This window comes from Mangrovivirga halotolerans (genome assembly GCF_026241165.1).
GTDB classification, from domain to species: domain Bacteria; phylum Bacteroidota; class Bacteroidia; order Cytophagales; family Cyclobacteriaceae; genus Mangrovivirga; species Mangrovivirga halotolerans.
The window spans coordinates 1-15,711 of sequence record NZ_JAPFQN010000014.1; the positions used below are offsets into that span (position 1 = coordinate 1).

General features: G+C 36.5%; 14 protein-coding genes and 2 tRNA genes. 13 read left to right on the plus strand and 3 right to left on the minus strand.

What is annotated here, in order from left to right; all coding sequences use genetic code 11:
* Positions 1–214 precede the first annotated feature (214 nt).
* A tRNA-Pro gene (locus OO013_RS19460) sits at positions 215–289 on the minus strand.
* Between the two features lie 20 nt (positions 290–309).
* Positions 310–396 (minus strand) — tRNA-Ser (locus OO013_RS19465).
* 208 nt (positions 397–604) lie between these two features.
* On the opposite strand from OO013_RS19465, the gene OO013_RS19470 reads away from it, so the two are divergent.
* The 8 genes from OO013_RS19470 (at position 605) to OO013_RS19505 (ending at position 8,299) form a co-directional block, all read left to right on the plus strand.
* On the plus strand, positions 605–1,576 hold the full coding sequence (locus OO013_RS19470) for a vWA domain-containing protein (RefSeq protein WP_266058752.1): 972 nt from the start codon (positions 605–607) through the stop codon (positions 1,574–1,576).
* Entirely contained in the window at positions 1,573–2,445 is an 873-nt protein-coding gene (locus tag OO013_RS19475) for a tetratricopeptide repeat protein (RefSeq protein ID WP_266058753.1), read from the plus strand. The genes OO013_RS19470 and OO013_RS19475 overlap by 4 nt, the downstream gene beginning before the upstream one ends.
* A 155-nt stretch (positions 2,446–2,600) precedes the next feature.
* Positions 2,601–3,779, plus strand: a complete 1,179-nt coding sequence (locus OO013_RS19480; protein WP_266058754.1) for an acetyl-CoA C-acyltransferase — start codon at positions 2,601–2,603, stop codon at positions 3,777–3,779.
* Positions 3,780–3,856: 77 nt separating this feature from the next.
* Complete coding sequence (locus OO013_RS19485) at positions 3,857–5,155, plus strand: toxin-antitoxin system YwqK family antitoxin (RefSeq protein WP_266058755.1); 1,299 nt, start codon at positions 3,857–3,859, stop codon at positions 5,153–5,155.
* Positions 5,156–5,212: 57 nt separating this feature from the next.
* Entirely contained in the window at positions 5,213–6,157 is a 945-nt protein-coding gene (locus tag OO013_RS19490; protein WP_266058756.1) for a phosphoribosylaminoimidazolesuccinocarboxamide synthase, read from the plus strand.
* Entirely contained in the window at positions 6,154–6,540 is a 387-nt protein-coding gene (locus OO013_RS19495) for an STAS domain-containing protein (RefSeq protein ID WP_266058757.1), read from the plus strand. Before OO013_RS19490 ends, OO013_RS19495 begins: the two co-directional genes overlap by 4 nt.
* Positions 6,541–6,578: 38 nt before the next feature.
* A complete protein-coding gene (locus OO013_RS19500; protein ID WP_266058758.1) occupies positions 6,579–7,496 on the plus strand; it encodes a ribonuclease Z in 918 nt (305 codons plus the stop codon).
* 5 nt (positions 7,497–7,501) lie between these two features.
* Positions 7,502–8,299, plus strand: coding sequence for a queuosine precursor transporter (locus tag OO013_RS19505; protein WP_266058759.1), 798 nt, complete (start codon positions 7,502–7,504; stop codon positions 8,297–8,299).
* 1 nt (position 8,300) lies between these two features.
* On the opposite strand, the gene OO013_RS19510 is transcribed toward OO013_RS19505, so the two are convergent.
* Positions 8,301–9,362, minus strand: coding sequence for a coiled-coil domain-containing protein (locus OO013_RS19510; protein WP_266058760.1), 1,062 nt, complete (start codon positions 9,360–9,362; stop codon positions 8,301–8,303).
* 124 nt (positions 9,363–9,486) lie between these two features.
* Between OO013_RS19510 and OO013_RS19515 the strand changes: the two genes are divergently transcribed.
* From OO013_RS19515 to OO013_RS19535, 5 genes are all read left to right on the plus strand, one after another.
* Positions 9,487–10,302 carry an N-formylglutamate amidohydrolase gene (locus OO013_RS19515; protein ID WP_266058761.1) on the plus strand — a complete coding sequence of 272 codons (816 nt, stop codon included), beginning with the start codon at positions 9,487–9,489 and terminating at the stop codon, positions 10,300–10,302.
* Positions 10,303–10,313: 11 nt separating this feature from the next.
* The gene (gene hutF, locus OO013_RS19520; RefSeq protein ID WP_266058764.1) at positions 10,314–11,678 is read left to right on the plus strand and encodes a formimidoylglutamate deiminase; all 1,365 of its coding nucleotides are present in this window, start codon (positions 10,314–10,316) and stop codon (positions 11,676–11,678) included.
* An 82-nt stretch (positions 11,679–11,760) separates the two neighbouring features.
* Entirely contained in the window at positions 11,761–13,590 is a 1,830-nt protein-coding gene (locus tag OO013_RS19525) for an MASE1 domain-containing protein (protein ID WP_266058766.1), read from the plus strand.
* An 83-nt stretch (positions 13,591–13,673) separates the two neighbouring features.
* Entirely contained in the window at positions 13,674–14,063 is a 390-nt protein-coding gene (locus tag OO013_RS19530; RefSeq protein ID WP_266058767.1) for a transposase-like zinc-binding domain-containing protein, read from the plus strand.
* Positions 14,064–14,128: 65 nt separating this feature from the next.
* Positions 14,129–15,688 (plus strand): OmpA family protein, encoded by a 1,560-nt coding sequence (locus OO013_RS19535; protein ID WP_266058768.1) that lies wholly within the window; start codon positions 14,129–14,131, stop codon positions 15,686–15,688.
* The last annotated feature ends 23 nt before the right edge of the window (positions 15,689–15,711 follow it).

Here is a 15,711-nt window from a genome sequence, read left to right on the forward strand (position 1 = left end):
ATGAAGCCCTGGTTCGTGTCTTCACGAAACAGATTAAACATTCAATTTAATTAAGGCAGGATTACCTTCGGTGATCCTGGTCGGGGGTCGGTGCTAATGAAAACCTTATCGCTATCGCGATATATTTTTTTGTTCGCACTGTTCAATTTCAAGCGAGCTTGACTTGCCCAGTGCAAACAAAAAAACCTTGCATTTTCATGCAAGGTTTTCATTGTCGGGGTGGCAGGATTCGAACCTGCGACCTCCTCGTCCCAAACGAGGCGCGATAACCGGGCTACGCTACACCCCGTAGTCTATATTGACTAGCAGCGGAGAGAGGGGGATTCGAACCCCCGGTACGGTCTCCCGTACGCATGTTTAGCAAACATGTGGTTTCAGCCACTCACCCACCTCTCCGGGTAATTTTCTGATTTTTCAACCTTCTGAACAATCGCTTCGTTTAGCTTTTTCGTTCAAAAGTGATGCAAATATAAACGATACTTTTTTACTTCTTCAACCCTCAACGAAAAAAAAATAAAAAAAGTTTTTAACACCATTTAACCCCAATCTGGTTTCCCGCTTTCACTCACTTAGTTATATTTGTTTTCTAAATTATTGTGATAACATGAATTGGTACGTCGAACCTGATAATACAATTTACATTTTTGCCGGACTTTTTATTTTTCTCTATCTGCTCTATGTAGTCAGGGTTTCTCTAATATCCCGAAAAATGGGTGTCCCCTATTATGGCATCGCCTTTAAAGCGATTCTGCGTACTGTCTATTTCGGATTATTCATAGTCGCTCTGCTGGGTCCTTCTTTCGGACAGGCCAAGGATCAAATACAAGCTGTAGGTAAAGACATCTATTTTTGTGTCGACCTCTCCGAGTCGATGAACGCCAACGACATCGAACCTTCAAGACTTTCAAAGCTTAAGCATGAATTAATAGATATTGTCGATGCATTTAGTGGCGATAGAATGAGCCTGATCATTTTCTCAGGTGAATCATTTATCCAATGCCCACTTACTTACGATCAGTCTGCACTTAGTCTATACATCGAAACGCTTTCTACCAGTCTCGTGCCAGAAACGGGAACAAACTTTGGTCCGCCACTTGAAATGGCTCTTTCCAAAATGGAAGAAAATGAACAGGTAGCCGGAAAAGAAACCAATAAGATCATCATCCTCATGTCTGATGGTGAGGATTTTGGTGAAAACACTAAAGAGGCAGTTAAGAAGATTAAAGATCGGGATATTTCTCTTTATACTTTAGGTATCGGAACCCGACAGGGAAGCAGAATTCCTGAAGGCAGATCGTACAAAGCAGATAAGCAAGGTCAACCGGTGATCACAAAACTTAACCCGGAAGACCTGATAAGCCTGGCTGATGAAACCGGTGGCGAGTATTATGAGATCTCGGCACAAAAGAATGAAACAAATAAACTGATCAAAGACGTTAAAGATATTAAAGGCCAGGTTCAGGCTACTAAAGTAATTGATGTTAACCAAAACAAATACTGGATCTTCCTGGCAATAGCTATGGGACTCTTCGTACTTGATATGTTAGTACCTGTAAAAACATTACAACTAAAATGAGAATCATATTATTCACTATATTATCTTTTTTCACAATCACTTTTATCTCTGCAAATAATATCGCAGAGATCAATAAGTTGAAAAAGGAAGCTACGGAAGCCTTTAAAAATAAAAATTATGAAGTGGCTATTGAAAAGTTCACTATTCTTAAAGACTCATTCAACGTAAAAGAGGAAGGTCTTTTATTAAATCTGGCCCACTCCTACTGGCAATCTGGTGATACAACTCAGGCCCAGGGAGCATATTCTAACCTGCTGGATGCAAAAGATAAGAAGATCCGTTCGATAGCCTACCAGCAAACAGGAAGCATTTCTTTCCATAAGAAAAACCTGGAATCTGCTATTGCAATGTACAAGCAATCTTTATTGGCTGACCCGTATAATGAACAGGCTCGTTATGATTTTGAGTTGGCCATGAAGAAGCTGAAGGAAGAGGAAGAAAAGAAAAAACAGCAGCAAAAGCAGGATCAGAATAAGGACCAGGAAAATAAAGATCAACAAAAGCAGGATCAGCAAAACAAAGACCAGAAAGGCGACGAGAATAAAAATAAGACTGGAGAAGAAAAAGAAGATAAGTCTAAAAAAGAAGAACAGGAAAAGGCTGAAAACCAGGAAGCTGATCAAAAGAAAGAACAAGAAAACGACGGTAAAGCCGAAAAGGATGACGAAGATCAGAAGCAAAACGACGAGACTGATAAAGAAAAGCTCGAAAAGATGAAGAAGCTTCGGGAAAAGCTTAAAGAAATGAATATGTCTGAGGAAAAAGCACAAATGATCCTGGAGGCTCTGCAGAATAATGAGGTTCAATACCTCAAACAAATGCAACGAAAGTCTACAAAAGATAAAGATGACGATAAACCGGACTGGTAATATGCAAGCCACTTAATTGTGGCTTTTTTTATGATAGTCAACCCTAACATTTGTTCGTCCAGACGTGAATTTAATTTGTTATTTAATTAAGTTGCAACTGAATAAACAAACATTAATCTATTAAGGATAATCCCCTTTTATAAACCATAATATTCATGAAAGAAGTATATATCGTATCCGCTGTCAGAACACCAATCGGCAGCTTTAACGGAACTTTAGCAAACATTCCTGCGACTAAACTTGGAACAATCGCAATCAACGGAGCTTTAGATAAAGCTGGTGTTTCTGCAGACCAGGTTCAGGAAGTATATATGGGTAATGTAGTTTCTGCCGGACTAGGCCAGGCTCCTGCCCGACAGGCTGCTCTGGGTGCAGGCATTGGAACTGATGTTCCTTGTACTACTGTAAATAAAGTTTGTAGTAGCGGTCTTAAATCTGTTATGCTGGCTGCACAAAGTATTATGCTTGGGCACAATGATGTGGTAATTGCCGGTGGTATGGAGAACATGTCTTCAATTCCTTACTATCTTCCAAAAGCAAGATGGGGAATGAAATATGGCCATGGTCAGGTGATCGACGGCTTAATGCACGATGGTCTGTGGGAAGTTTACAATGGGTTCCCAATGGGTAATTGTGCTGACAATACTGCTAAAGAAATGGGAATTACCCGTGAGCAGCAGGATGAATACGCAATGATGAGTTATAAGAGATCTGCAGAGAGTACTGACAAAGGTTACTTCAAAGAAGAAATCGTTCCTGTAGAGATCCCTCAACGTAAAGGTGATCCGATCATGATGACCGAAGATGAGGAATATAAAAATGTGAAATTCGAAAAAATCCCTTCTTTAAGACCTGTTTTTGCTAAGGATGGTACCGTTACTGCGGCTAACGCAAGTACGATCAATGACGGAGCTTCTGCATTGGTTGTTATGAGTAAAGAAAAAGTAGAAGAATTAGGCCTTAAGCCATTGGCTAAGATCTTAGGCTTCGGCGATGCTGCACAGGATCCGATATGGTTTACTACCTCTCCTTCTCTTGCTATTCCAATAGCGTTAGACAGAGCAGGAGTTAAATTAGAAGATGTTGATTTCTTTGAGATCAATGAGGCTTTTTCTGCTGTGGCAATTGCTAACAACATGAAACTCGGCCTAAGCGAAGACAAAGTAAACGTCTTCGGAGGTGCTGTTTCTTTAGGTCACCCACTAGGAGCTTCAGGAGCACGAATTCTTACTACCCTGACTTCAGTTCTTAAACAAAAAGATGGAAAAATCGGTACTGTTGGTATTTGTAACGGTGGCGGTGGTGCCAGCGCAATGGTTATAGAGAAATTGTAATTTTTCAATAATAAATTTAAGAGCCTTGCGTTAAACGTAAGGCTCTTTTTTTATGATTTATAGTGTATATTTACCCTATGTATAAGCGTATTCTATTACTTTTTATAATTCTCTCCTCGTCTGTCGTTATTAAGGCGCAGGAATCTTACGGTAAAAAAGTCATTACCCGTTATGGGAATGGCGAGATCAAAGAAGAATATTATGTCACTGGAGCGGATCAAAATAAAATGAATGGTCCGTATATCACCTATTATCCAAATGGACAAATTGCCGGTGAAGGTTCTTTTTCGGACGGGAAACGGGATGGAGAATTCATTTCCTATTATGAGGATGGAACCAAAATGAGGATCATAAATTACAAAGAAGGACAACGACATGGGCCTTTCAGTATATATGATCAGGATGGGGTAAAAATCCAGGAAGGTGAATATGTCATGGGTAATATCGTTGGTAATGTTGCTGTGTATCTCGAGGAAGGAGTGCTTAAAAGTAAAACACAATTTGAGAATGGAATGCCTGAAGGCAGCGTGAAGCAGTATTATGAAGACGGAACAGTAAAGCAGGATATTACATATAAAAATGGAAAGCAAAATGGCGTTTCCAAACAATATTACCGTAATGGGCAATTAAAGACTGAAGCGAATTATGAAGACGGATATCTGACAGGCTTCTTTAAAACTTATTATCCCAATGGCCAGCTTGAAACTGAGAGTTTCCTGGTTGATGGAAACAGGCATGGAGAGTTTAAAACCTATAACATGGAAGGAACTCTTATCATGAAAGGTGAATTTAAAGATGGCTTACTTGATGGTCCAAATTTAGCCTATTACGGTTCAGGTAAATTAAAGCACGAACTGGAATACAGAAAGGGCAGCCGCCAGGGAACTGCTAAATATTATTTCGAAAATGGTTCGTTAGAAAGAGAAGTTGTTTATAAAAACAATGAAGAATTCCAGGATATTATCGAATACTATGCTAATGGTAATATTAAACACAAGCAATACATTCGTGAAGGAGAAAAAAATGGTCTCTGGAAATATTATTATGAAAACGGCACGCTGAGCAAAGAGATCCCATACCTTGATGGTAGAATGCATGGAAAAGTGACTACATACTACTCTAATGGAGAAAAAGAATCTGAAGCAAATTACGCTACAGGCTTTCTTCACGGAGAATACACTTCATGGTATCCCAATAAGCAATTAAAAATGAATGTTGGATATCAACTTGGAAAAAGAAAAGGGCCTTTTGTAGAATATTATGAAAACGGACAACTAAAAACAAAAGGACAGTATTATGATGATAAGCGAGTTGGAGACTGGAAGTTCTACGACGAAGAAGGAAATCTCTTAGAAGGAGAAAAAGTACTGGATTGATAATTAAAATCAGCAGGGATTCTTTGAAGCAAAAAACACTTTCTTATTTTTGCATTCATGAAGCAACACGCACTCAAAGAAACTAATTATAATTTCACCGGTCAGGACAAATTCTACCGCGGCAAGGTTCGCGATGTATACACTTTTGGTGATAAACTGGTGATGATCGCATCTGATAGAATTTCAGCCTTTGATGTGGTATTACCTGAACCCATACCTTACAAAGGACAAGTTCTGAATACGATTGCTGCAAAATTCCTGAATGCCACTAAAGATATTGTACCTAACTGGGTAACAGAAGTACCTGATCCAAATGTAACCATAGGTTATGCATGCGAAACCTACCCCGTAGAAATGGTGATCAGGGGTTATCTTGCCGGCCATGCATGGAGAACTTATAAGTCTGGTAAAAGGGAACTATGCGGAGTACAGCTTCCGGAGGGTTTAAAGGAAAATGACAAGTTACCAGAACCGATCATTACTCCTACAACCAAAGCTCATGAAGGTCATGATGAAGATATAAGCAGGGAGGAAATTCTTAAACAAGGTTTAGTTTCAGAAGAAGAATATAAAAAACTTGAAGAATATACCAGGGCCTTGTTTCAAAGAGGAACTGAAATGGCCGCTAAACAGGGTTTAATCCTTGTTGACACCAAATATGAGTTTGGAAAATTCAATGATAAAATATACCTTATAGATGAAATTCATACCCCTGACTCATCGAGATATTTTTATGAGGAAGGATATGAAGAAAGACAAGCTAAGGGAGAGCCTCAAAAGCAATTGTCAAAAGAATTTGTAAGGCAATGGTTACTTGAAAACGGCTTCTCTGGCAAGGATGGTCAGGAAATACCTGAAATGACTTCAGAGAAGATCAACGAGATCAGTGACCGGTACATTGAATTATACGAAAAAGTAACCGGGTTACCTTTTGAAAAAGCTGATAACACACAAATGGAAACCCGAATTGAAAAAAACATTAAAAACGCATTGTCTTTATGAAATACGAACTCGAAGAACAAGATAAATATACTGTTATAACACTTAAGCAGGAAAAAGTAGATTCCTCTATTGCCCCTGATATTAAATCTAAATTAGTAAAAATGCACGCCGAAGGAGTTGGCAATCTTGTCATTGACCTTTCAGATGTTAAATACATGGATTCTTCAGGTTTAAGTGCATTATTGGTAGGAAACAGACTGTTTACTGAAGATGGAGGAGACTTTATCCTTTGTAACATTTCTGAACATGTGATGAAATTAATAAACATTTCACAGTTAGATAAGGTTCTGTCTATAGTGCAGAACAAAGAAGAGGCTGTTGATCTTGTTTATATGAACGAACTTGAAAGAGAGTTCAAAAAAGAAAATCCTGATGGGGAATAATACGTTAAGTTGATTTTTATTTTTTAAACTATACACTATTGGCTTTTTACATAACAATACTGGGGTCTAATGCATCGACGCCTGCATACGGAAGAAACCAGACGTCGCAGTATATAAAATTGCATGGCCATAATTTCTTAATGGATTGTGGTGAAGGCACTCAATTGTTATTGAAAAAGAATCGTCTCAAGATTCAACGTATCAATAAAATTTTCATAAGTCATTTGCATGGTGATCATTATTTTGGTCTGATCGGCCTGGTGTCCACCATGCATTTGCTAGGTCGTACCACTCCACTTGAAATATACGGCCCGAAAGGTTTGGGTGAAATATTAACTATTCAATTTAAATATTCGGACACAAAGCTCAGATACGAACTTACCTTTCACGAACTTGATTATGGAAAGAGTGGTGTTATTTTTGAAGATAAAAAGATACAGGTTGAACATTTCCCATTAAAGCACCGAATCGATTGCCATGGATATATTTTCAGGGAAAAACCAAAGCCTATCAGAATAAATCGAGAGGCCATTCCTCAAAACCTGGGGGTGGAAGAAGTATCTATTTTAAGGCAGGGTAAATCTGTTTATAATGAGGACGGTAGTATCAAATACGACAAAAAAGAATATACTCTACCTCCGAGAAAATCATTTAGTTATGCTTTTGCCTCCGATACAATTTATGATCCTGAGATAGTAGATTACATTAAAGATGTAGACCTTCTTTACCATGAATCTACTTTTTTAAAGGATGAAGAAGAACGTGCAGCACAAACTTTTCATTGTACTACCTTACAAGCTGCAGATATTGCAAAACGCGCAAATGTTGGCAAACTTCTTCTAGGACATTATTCAACAAGATACCGTAACCTCGCCCCTTTTGCTGATGAAGCGAAAGAAATATTCGAAAATTCCGAACTATCTGTTGAAGGCAAGGTTTACGAACTAAAAGATTAGATCACGTGACAATTTCAGGAAGCGAAAAGAAAAGAAATTTATTTTTCATCTTATCAGGCATATTTTTGACCAACGCCCTCCTTGCAGAAATCGTAGGTGTTAAAATTTTCAGTCTGGAAAGAACTTTTGGGGCAAATCCGGTAAATTTTGAACTGTTCTCCGGAGCAAATATGAGCTTCAACTTAACAGCAGGCGTAATACTCTGGCCTGTGGTTTTTATAACTACTGATATTATAAATGAATACTTTGGACGTAAAGGGGTGAAAAAGATAAGCTTTGCTACCGTCGCCTTTATCTCGTATATGTTTATCGTTATTTTTATCATTACAAAACTTGCTCCTGCTGATTTCTGGCTGAAAACTAATGAAGAAGGTCCGGATGGTAATAATTTCAATGTTAACTTCGCCTTCAACAAGTTATTTCTACAGAGTGCCGGTATTATTATTGGCTCGTTAATTGCCTTTCTTATCGGGCAGCTGCTTGATGTCACAGTTTTTCACTACCTAAGAAGATTCACCGGAGCAGATAAGATCTGGTTAAGAGCTACAGGTTCTACTTTAGTATCGCAGTTGATCGATAGTTTCATAGTATTATATATTGCCTTTATTCTTTTTGCTCCTGCAAATAGCAAATGGACATACACCCAACTTTTAAATGTCGGGCTAATGAATTACATGTATAAATTTGTTGTTGCAATAGTTCTGACCCCCCTGCTCTATCTTGCCCACTGGCTTATCGATGGATATCTTGGAAAAGATAGTGCCGAAGAGTTAATGGAAGAAGCGGCCAGAAACAGTCGCTAGATCAAATGCTATTCGGGTTTTCTATATTCTCCTTTTTATTCTTATATAATTCAACAATTGTTTGCTGACGTCTGATCTCTGCTTTTTTAAGGAATGTCCTGTTAAGATTTTCTTTAATCTCATGCTCAAGCTCCATGATCTCCTGCTCATATTCTACAATATCCGAATGAAGATCTTTGTTCTTATCCTGTAACTTATCTTTGTTTCGCTCAAGCTTTCTAAGTTCTTTCTTTATGTTTTTCTCAAGATCTTTGTTGTCCGCAACTTTAGCGTCATACATATCATCCTTATATTTGGCTATTTTCTCACTATTAAGTTCGATAGTCCTTTTATTTGTTTCAATATCCTGCTTAGCATGCTCGATATCGATTTCGTTATCTTTCACCCCCTTACGGAATTTCTCGTGATCTTTCTGTAGATCATCAAGCTCTTTTTCCAGGTCTTTTAATATATCTTCTTCTTTATCTATCTGATCCTCGACAACATCCTGATAGACCTCTTTTGCGTATAATCCTACATAAGCCTTTAGCCTGTCAAATGCTCTTTGATCAACTTCACTTGTAAGAACATTCATGGAATCTGCAACATAGGTCTCAACTTTCACCCCATCATCAACTTTATCGATCTTAGCATACAAGCTCAATTCCCTATCTCCAAATCCATCAATTTTTTGATTTTCTACATAATGCAGATTGCCCTCATTGATAACTTTACTCTTGAATACTGAAAAAATATTCTCAAGATCTTTCTCCCAGATCTTTATAGCCCTTTCAAGCTCTGCTTCCGGTATCACTACAGAAACTCCTTCATGTTTCCCTCTATTAAGATCCACTTCTGTAACCTCAAAAACAAAAGGTTCGGGTTCATCAATGTCTTCAAGTTCAGAATAATCATTGATGTCTTTAAGTAACATTTTATAATTCTCAGGGAGCTCTCTTTCCACCTCGACGAAAACTGTATCTGTTACAGTACGCACAGTTTCCTTCTTATCTTTTGTTTCCTGACACAAAAGATTGATAGTTGAAAAAATTGATAAAAAAGTAAAAAATAATAAATATCTCATGTTATCTAATTTCCATTTAGCCTCATAAATATGAAAAAATTCTCTGTAAATCTAACTATTCTAACTATTATAATAAAAAAGAGTTAGCAGTTGTTAAATTTGAATACCAAAATAAACAACAAAAATGGACAACTTGTACCGCATTCATATACCCGATCAAATAAAATATCCTATATTAATCAGCGTACCTCATTCCGGCACATTTATTCCGGATGAAATTTCAGCCAAAATGAATGAAGATCTTATTACGGATCTTGAAGATACTGATTGGTTTGTAGATCGCCTATACCAGTTTTGTCACCAGGAAGGAATTCCAATGATTATCGCTAATTACCATCGATGGGTGATCGACCTTAACAGAAACCCTGATAATCAATCCCTATATAACGATGGCAGGGTGATCACCGAGTTATGCCCGACAAAAACATTTAATGATGAGCCATTATATCAGGATGGAAAAGAACCTGATAATGATGAAATTGAAAGAAGAAAAGAGGAGTTCTACTATCCCTACCATGAAAAGATTAAAGAATTATTAAACGAATTGAAATCAAAATTTGGCCAGGCTTTGCTTTTTGATGCACATTCGATAAAAAAACAAGTGCCGGGTATTCGTAAAGATCCTTTTCCTGATTTCATCCTTGGAGATAATGAAGAAAAGTCAGCTTCAAAAGATATTATTAAAATCGCTTATGAAAACCTCGCTTTAAACGACATCGGAGAATTCACTCATAATCAGCCATTTAAAGGCGGTCAGATAACAAGAAGTTTTGGTGATCCCTCGAATAATATTCATGCTTTACAGCTCGAGATGGCAAAGGTTAATTATATGAATGATGATGAAACTAAATATGATTGTGACCGCGCAAAAAATATACAGGAAAAGCTTTTGAAACCACTATTAAATAACCTTGGAAAATATTTATTAAAAAATAAGTAAGCGATCTCCGAATGAAACACCTCCATATACCACAACTAATTACAGAAAATGGTCCTGAAGAAACATATATAACCCTGGATGAAGAAGGAAAAATAACAGAAACAGGACATAGCAGAAATAAAGACATCGATTACCAAACGATAAAAGGAATTGTATTGCCAGGAGTACCTAATTCTCACAGTCATGCCTTTCAATATGCAATGGCAGGCCTGGCAGAAGTTCAGCAACGCAGCGAAAGCGATGATTTCTGGACCTGGAGAAATTCAATGTACAATCTGGCTTCTAATATTACTCCCGAAGATCTTGAAGCAATCGCCTCACAGTTGTATTCAGATATGCTCACCTGCGGGTACACTCATGTAGTTGAATTTCATTATCTCCACAGACAACCCGACGGACAATCTTACTCAGATAATGCAAAAATGGGCAGAAGCCTCATTAAAGCAGCCAAAACTGCAGGAATAGGTATCACTTTAATGCCAGTTTATTATCGCCTGGGTAATTTTGGCCAGGCTCCAGTGGAAGGACAAAAAAGGTTCTTATCGACAACCTTTGCCGAATATAAAAATCTTGTTAAAGATACCAAAGCTATGATAAGAGAGGAAAAGTATGGCCAAATAGCTGTTGCTGCCCATTCTTTAAGAGCGGTTGATGAACACGATCTTTTTCAACTTCATGAGTTGGGAAATGAACTTGATTGCCCTATTCATATTCATATTGCCGAACAATTAAAAGAGGTGAAAGATTGCTTTGATTATCATAACAAAAGACCTGTAGAATATTTACTGGATCTTGGTATTTGTGATAACAGATGGAACCTGGTCCATGCAACTCATCTGACTGAAGAAGAAACCATACAAATGGCTGATGCTAAAGTTAATGCTGTAATTTGTCCTAGCACAGAAGGAAATCTAGGTGATGGTTTTTTTAATATGAAACTATACTTAGAAAACAAAGGTCGTTTTTGTATTGGTTCTGATAGTCATATTGGGTTATCTCCATTTGAGGATATGAGATGGCTGGATTATGGACAAAGACTTGTCACCCACCAGAGAAATACCTTTAACACCTCATTCAGATCAGAAATGTTTCACGATGTAGTATTACAGGGAAGAAAATCAGCCGGAATAAATTCTGACAGATATTTTAGTGAGGACTTACCATTTGATGCCATCGTTATAGATGATTCACACCCACTTGTTGGATCGGCCAGCGCAAAAAATCTACTTAGTACAATCCTATATAGCGATACAACGATTAAAATAAAGGAGGTTTACCGGGCAGGTAATAAGGTAGTTGATTCAGGAATGCATGTTAAAAGAGAAGAAATTGGGGCTAATACACTTAAAACTTTAAAAAACACCGGACTTAGATAGCATTTTTTTTTTATAACTGTATAAAAATGATATATTAGTATTATTAATCTAAGCTAAATATAGATTTTTTACAGATACAGTGATGCTTATAAATAATCTAAAGGCATACATTTTTTTTAAAAATGCCAATTTTCAGATAGTTTTTCTTTCCCTGATATATATCCTGGCTGCATTAATGGGTATTAAAACTATGATGCCTGATATAAATATTACTCCGGTATGGCCTGCCACAGGAATAATTTTTGCTTTTGTCTTGCTAATGGGGTATCAGTCCTGGCCTGGGGTGTTTATTGGTTCATTAATATCAAATTTCCTCTTATTTAACTTTTTTGGTTATACTTTTGATTACGACAGCATACTTGCTGCTGTATTTATCTCCATTGGCCATACTGTTGAAGTGTTAGTAGGATTTATTCTGGTGAAGTTTTACATTAAAACCGATAAAATATTTGTTAAGACCATTGACACCTTTAAATTTTTAGGTGTAAGCATGTTTATGAGTACCATCGGTGCATTTATCACTGTGGGAGCATATCAATATTTTGAGCTGATCTCATATGAAGATTATGTATTTAAATTTGTCACCCTGTGGATTGGTTCGATGGTAAGCCTTCTTCTTTTTACACCATTTATTTTATCCTGGAATACTAAAACCAGCTGGGTACTCACAAAAAATCATTTCTTTGAATTTATAGCATTCTTACTAAGCATAAGTATTCTTTGGATATTATGGCAAATTGATTTCTTAAGTATGCCTATAGAGAAGTCTTTTCCACTATTATCTATCCCATTTTTATTGTGGCTGGCTTTCAGATTTAATCTACAAGCATCAATGACTGGAATTCTTGTTCTTGCCCAGGGAACAGTTTTTTATACTGTCGATGATCTTGGGCCATTTGTAGCAAACAATCATCAAAATTCATTACTCCTGTTACAAATTTATATAGCTGTAGTTTCGGCTATGACTATCATTATTTCCGCAACAGTTACTGAAAGAAATGAAGCCCAGCAAAAATTGATTGGGTTTAATGAAAATCTTGAAGTTAAAATACAGGAAAGAACAAAGGAGTTAAAAGAGGAGATATCTAACAGGAAAAAAACTGAAAAGGAACTACTTACAAGTAATAGAGATTTAATTAAGGCCAATGAAGAACTAGACAACTTCGTTTATAGTGTTAGTCATGACCTCAGAGCTCCAATTGCATCTGTTCTTGGATTGGTAAACCTTGCCCAACTTGAAACTGATATAAAAAGAGTTAAAACTATCCTGGAGAAAATTGCTAAAAGTGCAGAGCAACAAGATGCTTTTATTAAAGATATTCTTGACCTGTCAAGGAACGCCAGACTAGAAGTTGAAAACGAAATAATTGATTTGTCAGGAATGGCACTGGATATATGCCAGCAATTAAAATATAGTGGACACAATAAACCTGTTGAACCAGAGATCAATATAGAAAAATCAAGTGATTTTGCATCTGATGCTAAAAGACTGAGAGTTATTCTAAATAATTTACTTTCTAATGCCATCAGATATAGTGATGATGAAAAACCTGAAGTAATAGTCGATGTTAAGATTACAAAAGCCAGCGTAAGAATAAAAATCTCTGACAATGGTATTGGTATAGAAAAAGATCATATGCCAAGGATCTTTGACATGTTCTATCGTGCTACAGATAAGAACTCCGGCAGTGGCCTGGGGCTTTATATTGTAAAAGAAACTTTAAATAAGCTTAATGGGCAGGTATTTCTTGATTCAACACCAGACAAAGGAACAGATGTAGAAATAATTCTTCCTAACAATAGGAATAACCTCCCTCCTTCTAATTCAAAGAAAAAATCTGCGAAGGCAAAAATAGACCAATCATCAGTTGCGAAAAAGACAGACACAACGCAAAAAATTGAAAAAGCATAATAAAAAGCTAAAAAAATTTATTCTGTTTAATTGCTAACTTAATATAGATTATATAATTTAGTATAAAACTAAGTTATTATTCCATGAAATGTCCTAGATGTTTAAGCACAGAAAAAGTAAAAGACGGATTTGTAAACGATAGACAAAGGTACCTCTGTAAATCATGTGGTTACCATTACTCAACCAGGCAAAAAGGCAAGAAACCTTCGTATTTAAAACGTTTAGCCCTGTTTCTTCATTTGGAAGGCATGGGCTACCGCCCGATAGAAGACTTAATTGATGTATCTAATGTCTCTATAATGAACTGGATGAACAAAATGACAACTCAATTAAAACCTATTAAAAGCGACAGGCAAAGAATTAAAACAATCGAGCGAGAAAATATCCGGGAAATAATTAACAAACAAAAAGATGGTAAAATGCTTTTAATAAGCTTAAATGACAATAAATCAGAAATTTTTTACATAAAATAATATAATGCACTTGACTTGTATTAATATCTATATTATATTAGCATTATAACATAATACCAAAAGCTATGGCATTTATTAAGTACTCATTTTTAGCAATTGCGATCTTTACCTTTTCTACCTGCAACCTGATCGCAAAATCTGACACTTCTTCATCGAGAAGTAACGTTAAAGAAAGAATATTTCAAATTAATCTGGAAGATCCGGGATTAGGCATAAACACTAATTTCCATGAAGTGAAACCTATTATCTCTCCAGATGGAAAATCTTTATTCTTTTCAAGAATGTTCTACCCGGGAAACAAAGGAGGCATAACAGACGAACAGGATGTATATCACTCAAGAATGATTGACGGAAAATGGTCTTACCCTGTAAATATGGGTTCACCAATAAATACACATGGTGCAAACGGACTAATCTCAATTTCACCTGATGGTAATCATATATTACTTTTAAACAGTTATAAAGGCACCTCTGCTCCTGTGTCTCAATCGTTTAAAAATGAAGATGGCAAATGGTCTCAACCTGAGGATATTAAAATATACTCTTATTACAATAACAGCATTTATGCTGACTTCCACATGGCACCTAATAATCGTACGCTTTTAATGGCTATTGAAAGAAATGACAGCCGTGGCGACCAGGATTTATATGTTTCATTTGTATTAGACAACGGGCAATGGTCTCCTCCTTTACATATGGGAGATATAATTAATAGCAAAGGTGCAGAATTCTCTCCATACCTGTCTGCTGATGGTAAAACCTTATATTTTGCCAGCACTGGACACGAAGGTTATGGCGAAAGTGATATTTATTATTCCAAAAGACTTGATGATTCATGGACAAAATGGTCGGCACCAGTAAATATGGGACCACAAGTAAATTCACCAGGTTGGGAAGCTTATTATTCCATTTCTAATATATCTGACTATGCTTATTTTATATCAGGAACAAAATCAGATTCAAAAACCAGAAATGTTTACAGGCTACCATCATCTCATATTGATTACACTCCTGAAACTACAGTTTTGATTGAAGGAAACGTTGAAGGCCTCAATAAGGAAACCGTTACAGTAAAGGTTAAGGATTCAGAGACTGGCGAAGAATTAGCACAGGCTTACACATCAAAAAATTCAGGAAAATACACTTTAATGATACCTAAAGTAGCTTCAATTGATATTTCTGCAAAGGGTGATCATATATTTGGCTTTAACAAGCGTATAGACCTTTCTGATGTAAAAGTAAAAACAAGAATAGATCTTAAAGCAGAACCTTTATCCAAAGGTGGAAACATCAGGATGAACAACCTCCTGTTCAAAAGAACCACACCTATTCTTTTAAAAGAAAGCTATCCCGATTTGAAAAATATAGCTTATTTAATGCAAAGAAACCCTAAAATCAAAATAAGAATAGAAGGACATACTGACAATGTTGGTCATGAAAAAGCTAAACTAAAGCTAAGCTTCGACCGAGCTAACATGATTAAAAGCCACCTTATTAATCTTGGGGTAAAAGAATCACGAATAGAAACAATTGGATATGGTGATGCAAAACCTGTCGCACCGAATGATTCAGAAGAAAACAAACAGCGAAACAGAAGGGTAGAAATCAAAATCCTATCATTCTGATTTTTTACAACAGTTCCGGAAAC

Bases quoted from the DNA above. Each gene is read 5' to 3' on its own strand.
- OO013_RS19470 (WP_266058752.1), top strand. From the start codon at position 605: ATGAATTGGTACGTCGAACCTGATAATACAATTTACATTTTTGCCGGA.
- OO013_RS19475 (WP_266058753.1), top strand. From the start codon at position 1,573: ATGAGAATCATATTATTCACTATATTATCTTTTTTCACAATCACTTTT.
- OO013_RS19480 (WP_266058754.1), top strand. From the start codon at position 2,601: ATGAAAGAAGTATATATCGTATCCGCTGTCAGAACACCAATCGGCAGC.
- OO013_RS19485 (WP_266058755.1), top strand. From the start codon at position 3,857: ATGTATAAGCGTATTCTATTACTTTTTATAATTCTCTCCTCGTCTGTC.
- OO013_RS19490 (WP_266058756.1), top strand. From the start codon at position 5,213: ATGAAGCAACACGCACTCAAAGAAACTAATTATAATTTCACCGGTCAG.
- OO013_RS19495 (WP_266058757.1), top strand. From the start codon at position 6,154: ATGAAATACGAACTCGAAGAACAAGATAAATATACTGTTATAACACTT.
- OO013_RS19510 (WP_266058760.1), bottom strand. From the start codon at position 9,362: ATGAGATATTTATTATTTTTTACTTTTTTATCAATTTTTTCAACTATC.
- OO013_RS19515 (WP_266058761.1), top strand. From the start codon at position 9,487: ATGGACAACTTGTACCGCATTCATATACCCGATCAAATAAAATATCCT.
- hutF (WP_266058764.1), top strand. From the start codon at position 10,314: ATGAAACACCTCCATATACCACAACTAATTACAGAAAATGGTCCTGAA.
- OO013_RS19525 (WP_266058766.1), top strand. From the start codon at position 11,761: ATGCTTATAAATAATCTAAAGGCATACATTTTTTTTAAAAATGCCAAT.
- OO013_RS19530 (WP_266058767.1), top strand. From the start codon at position 13,674: ATGAAATGTCCTAGATGTTTAAGCACAGAAAAAGTAAAAGACGGATTT.
- OO013_RS19535 (WP_266058768.1), top strand. From the start codon at position 14,129: ATGGCATTTATTAAGTACTCATTTTTAGCAATTGCGATCTTTACCTTT.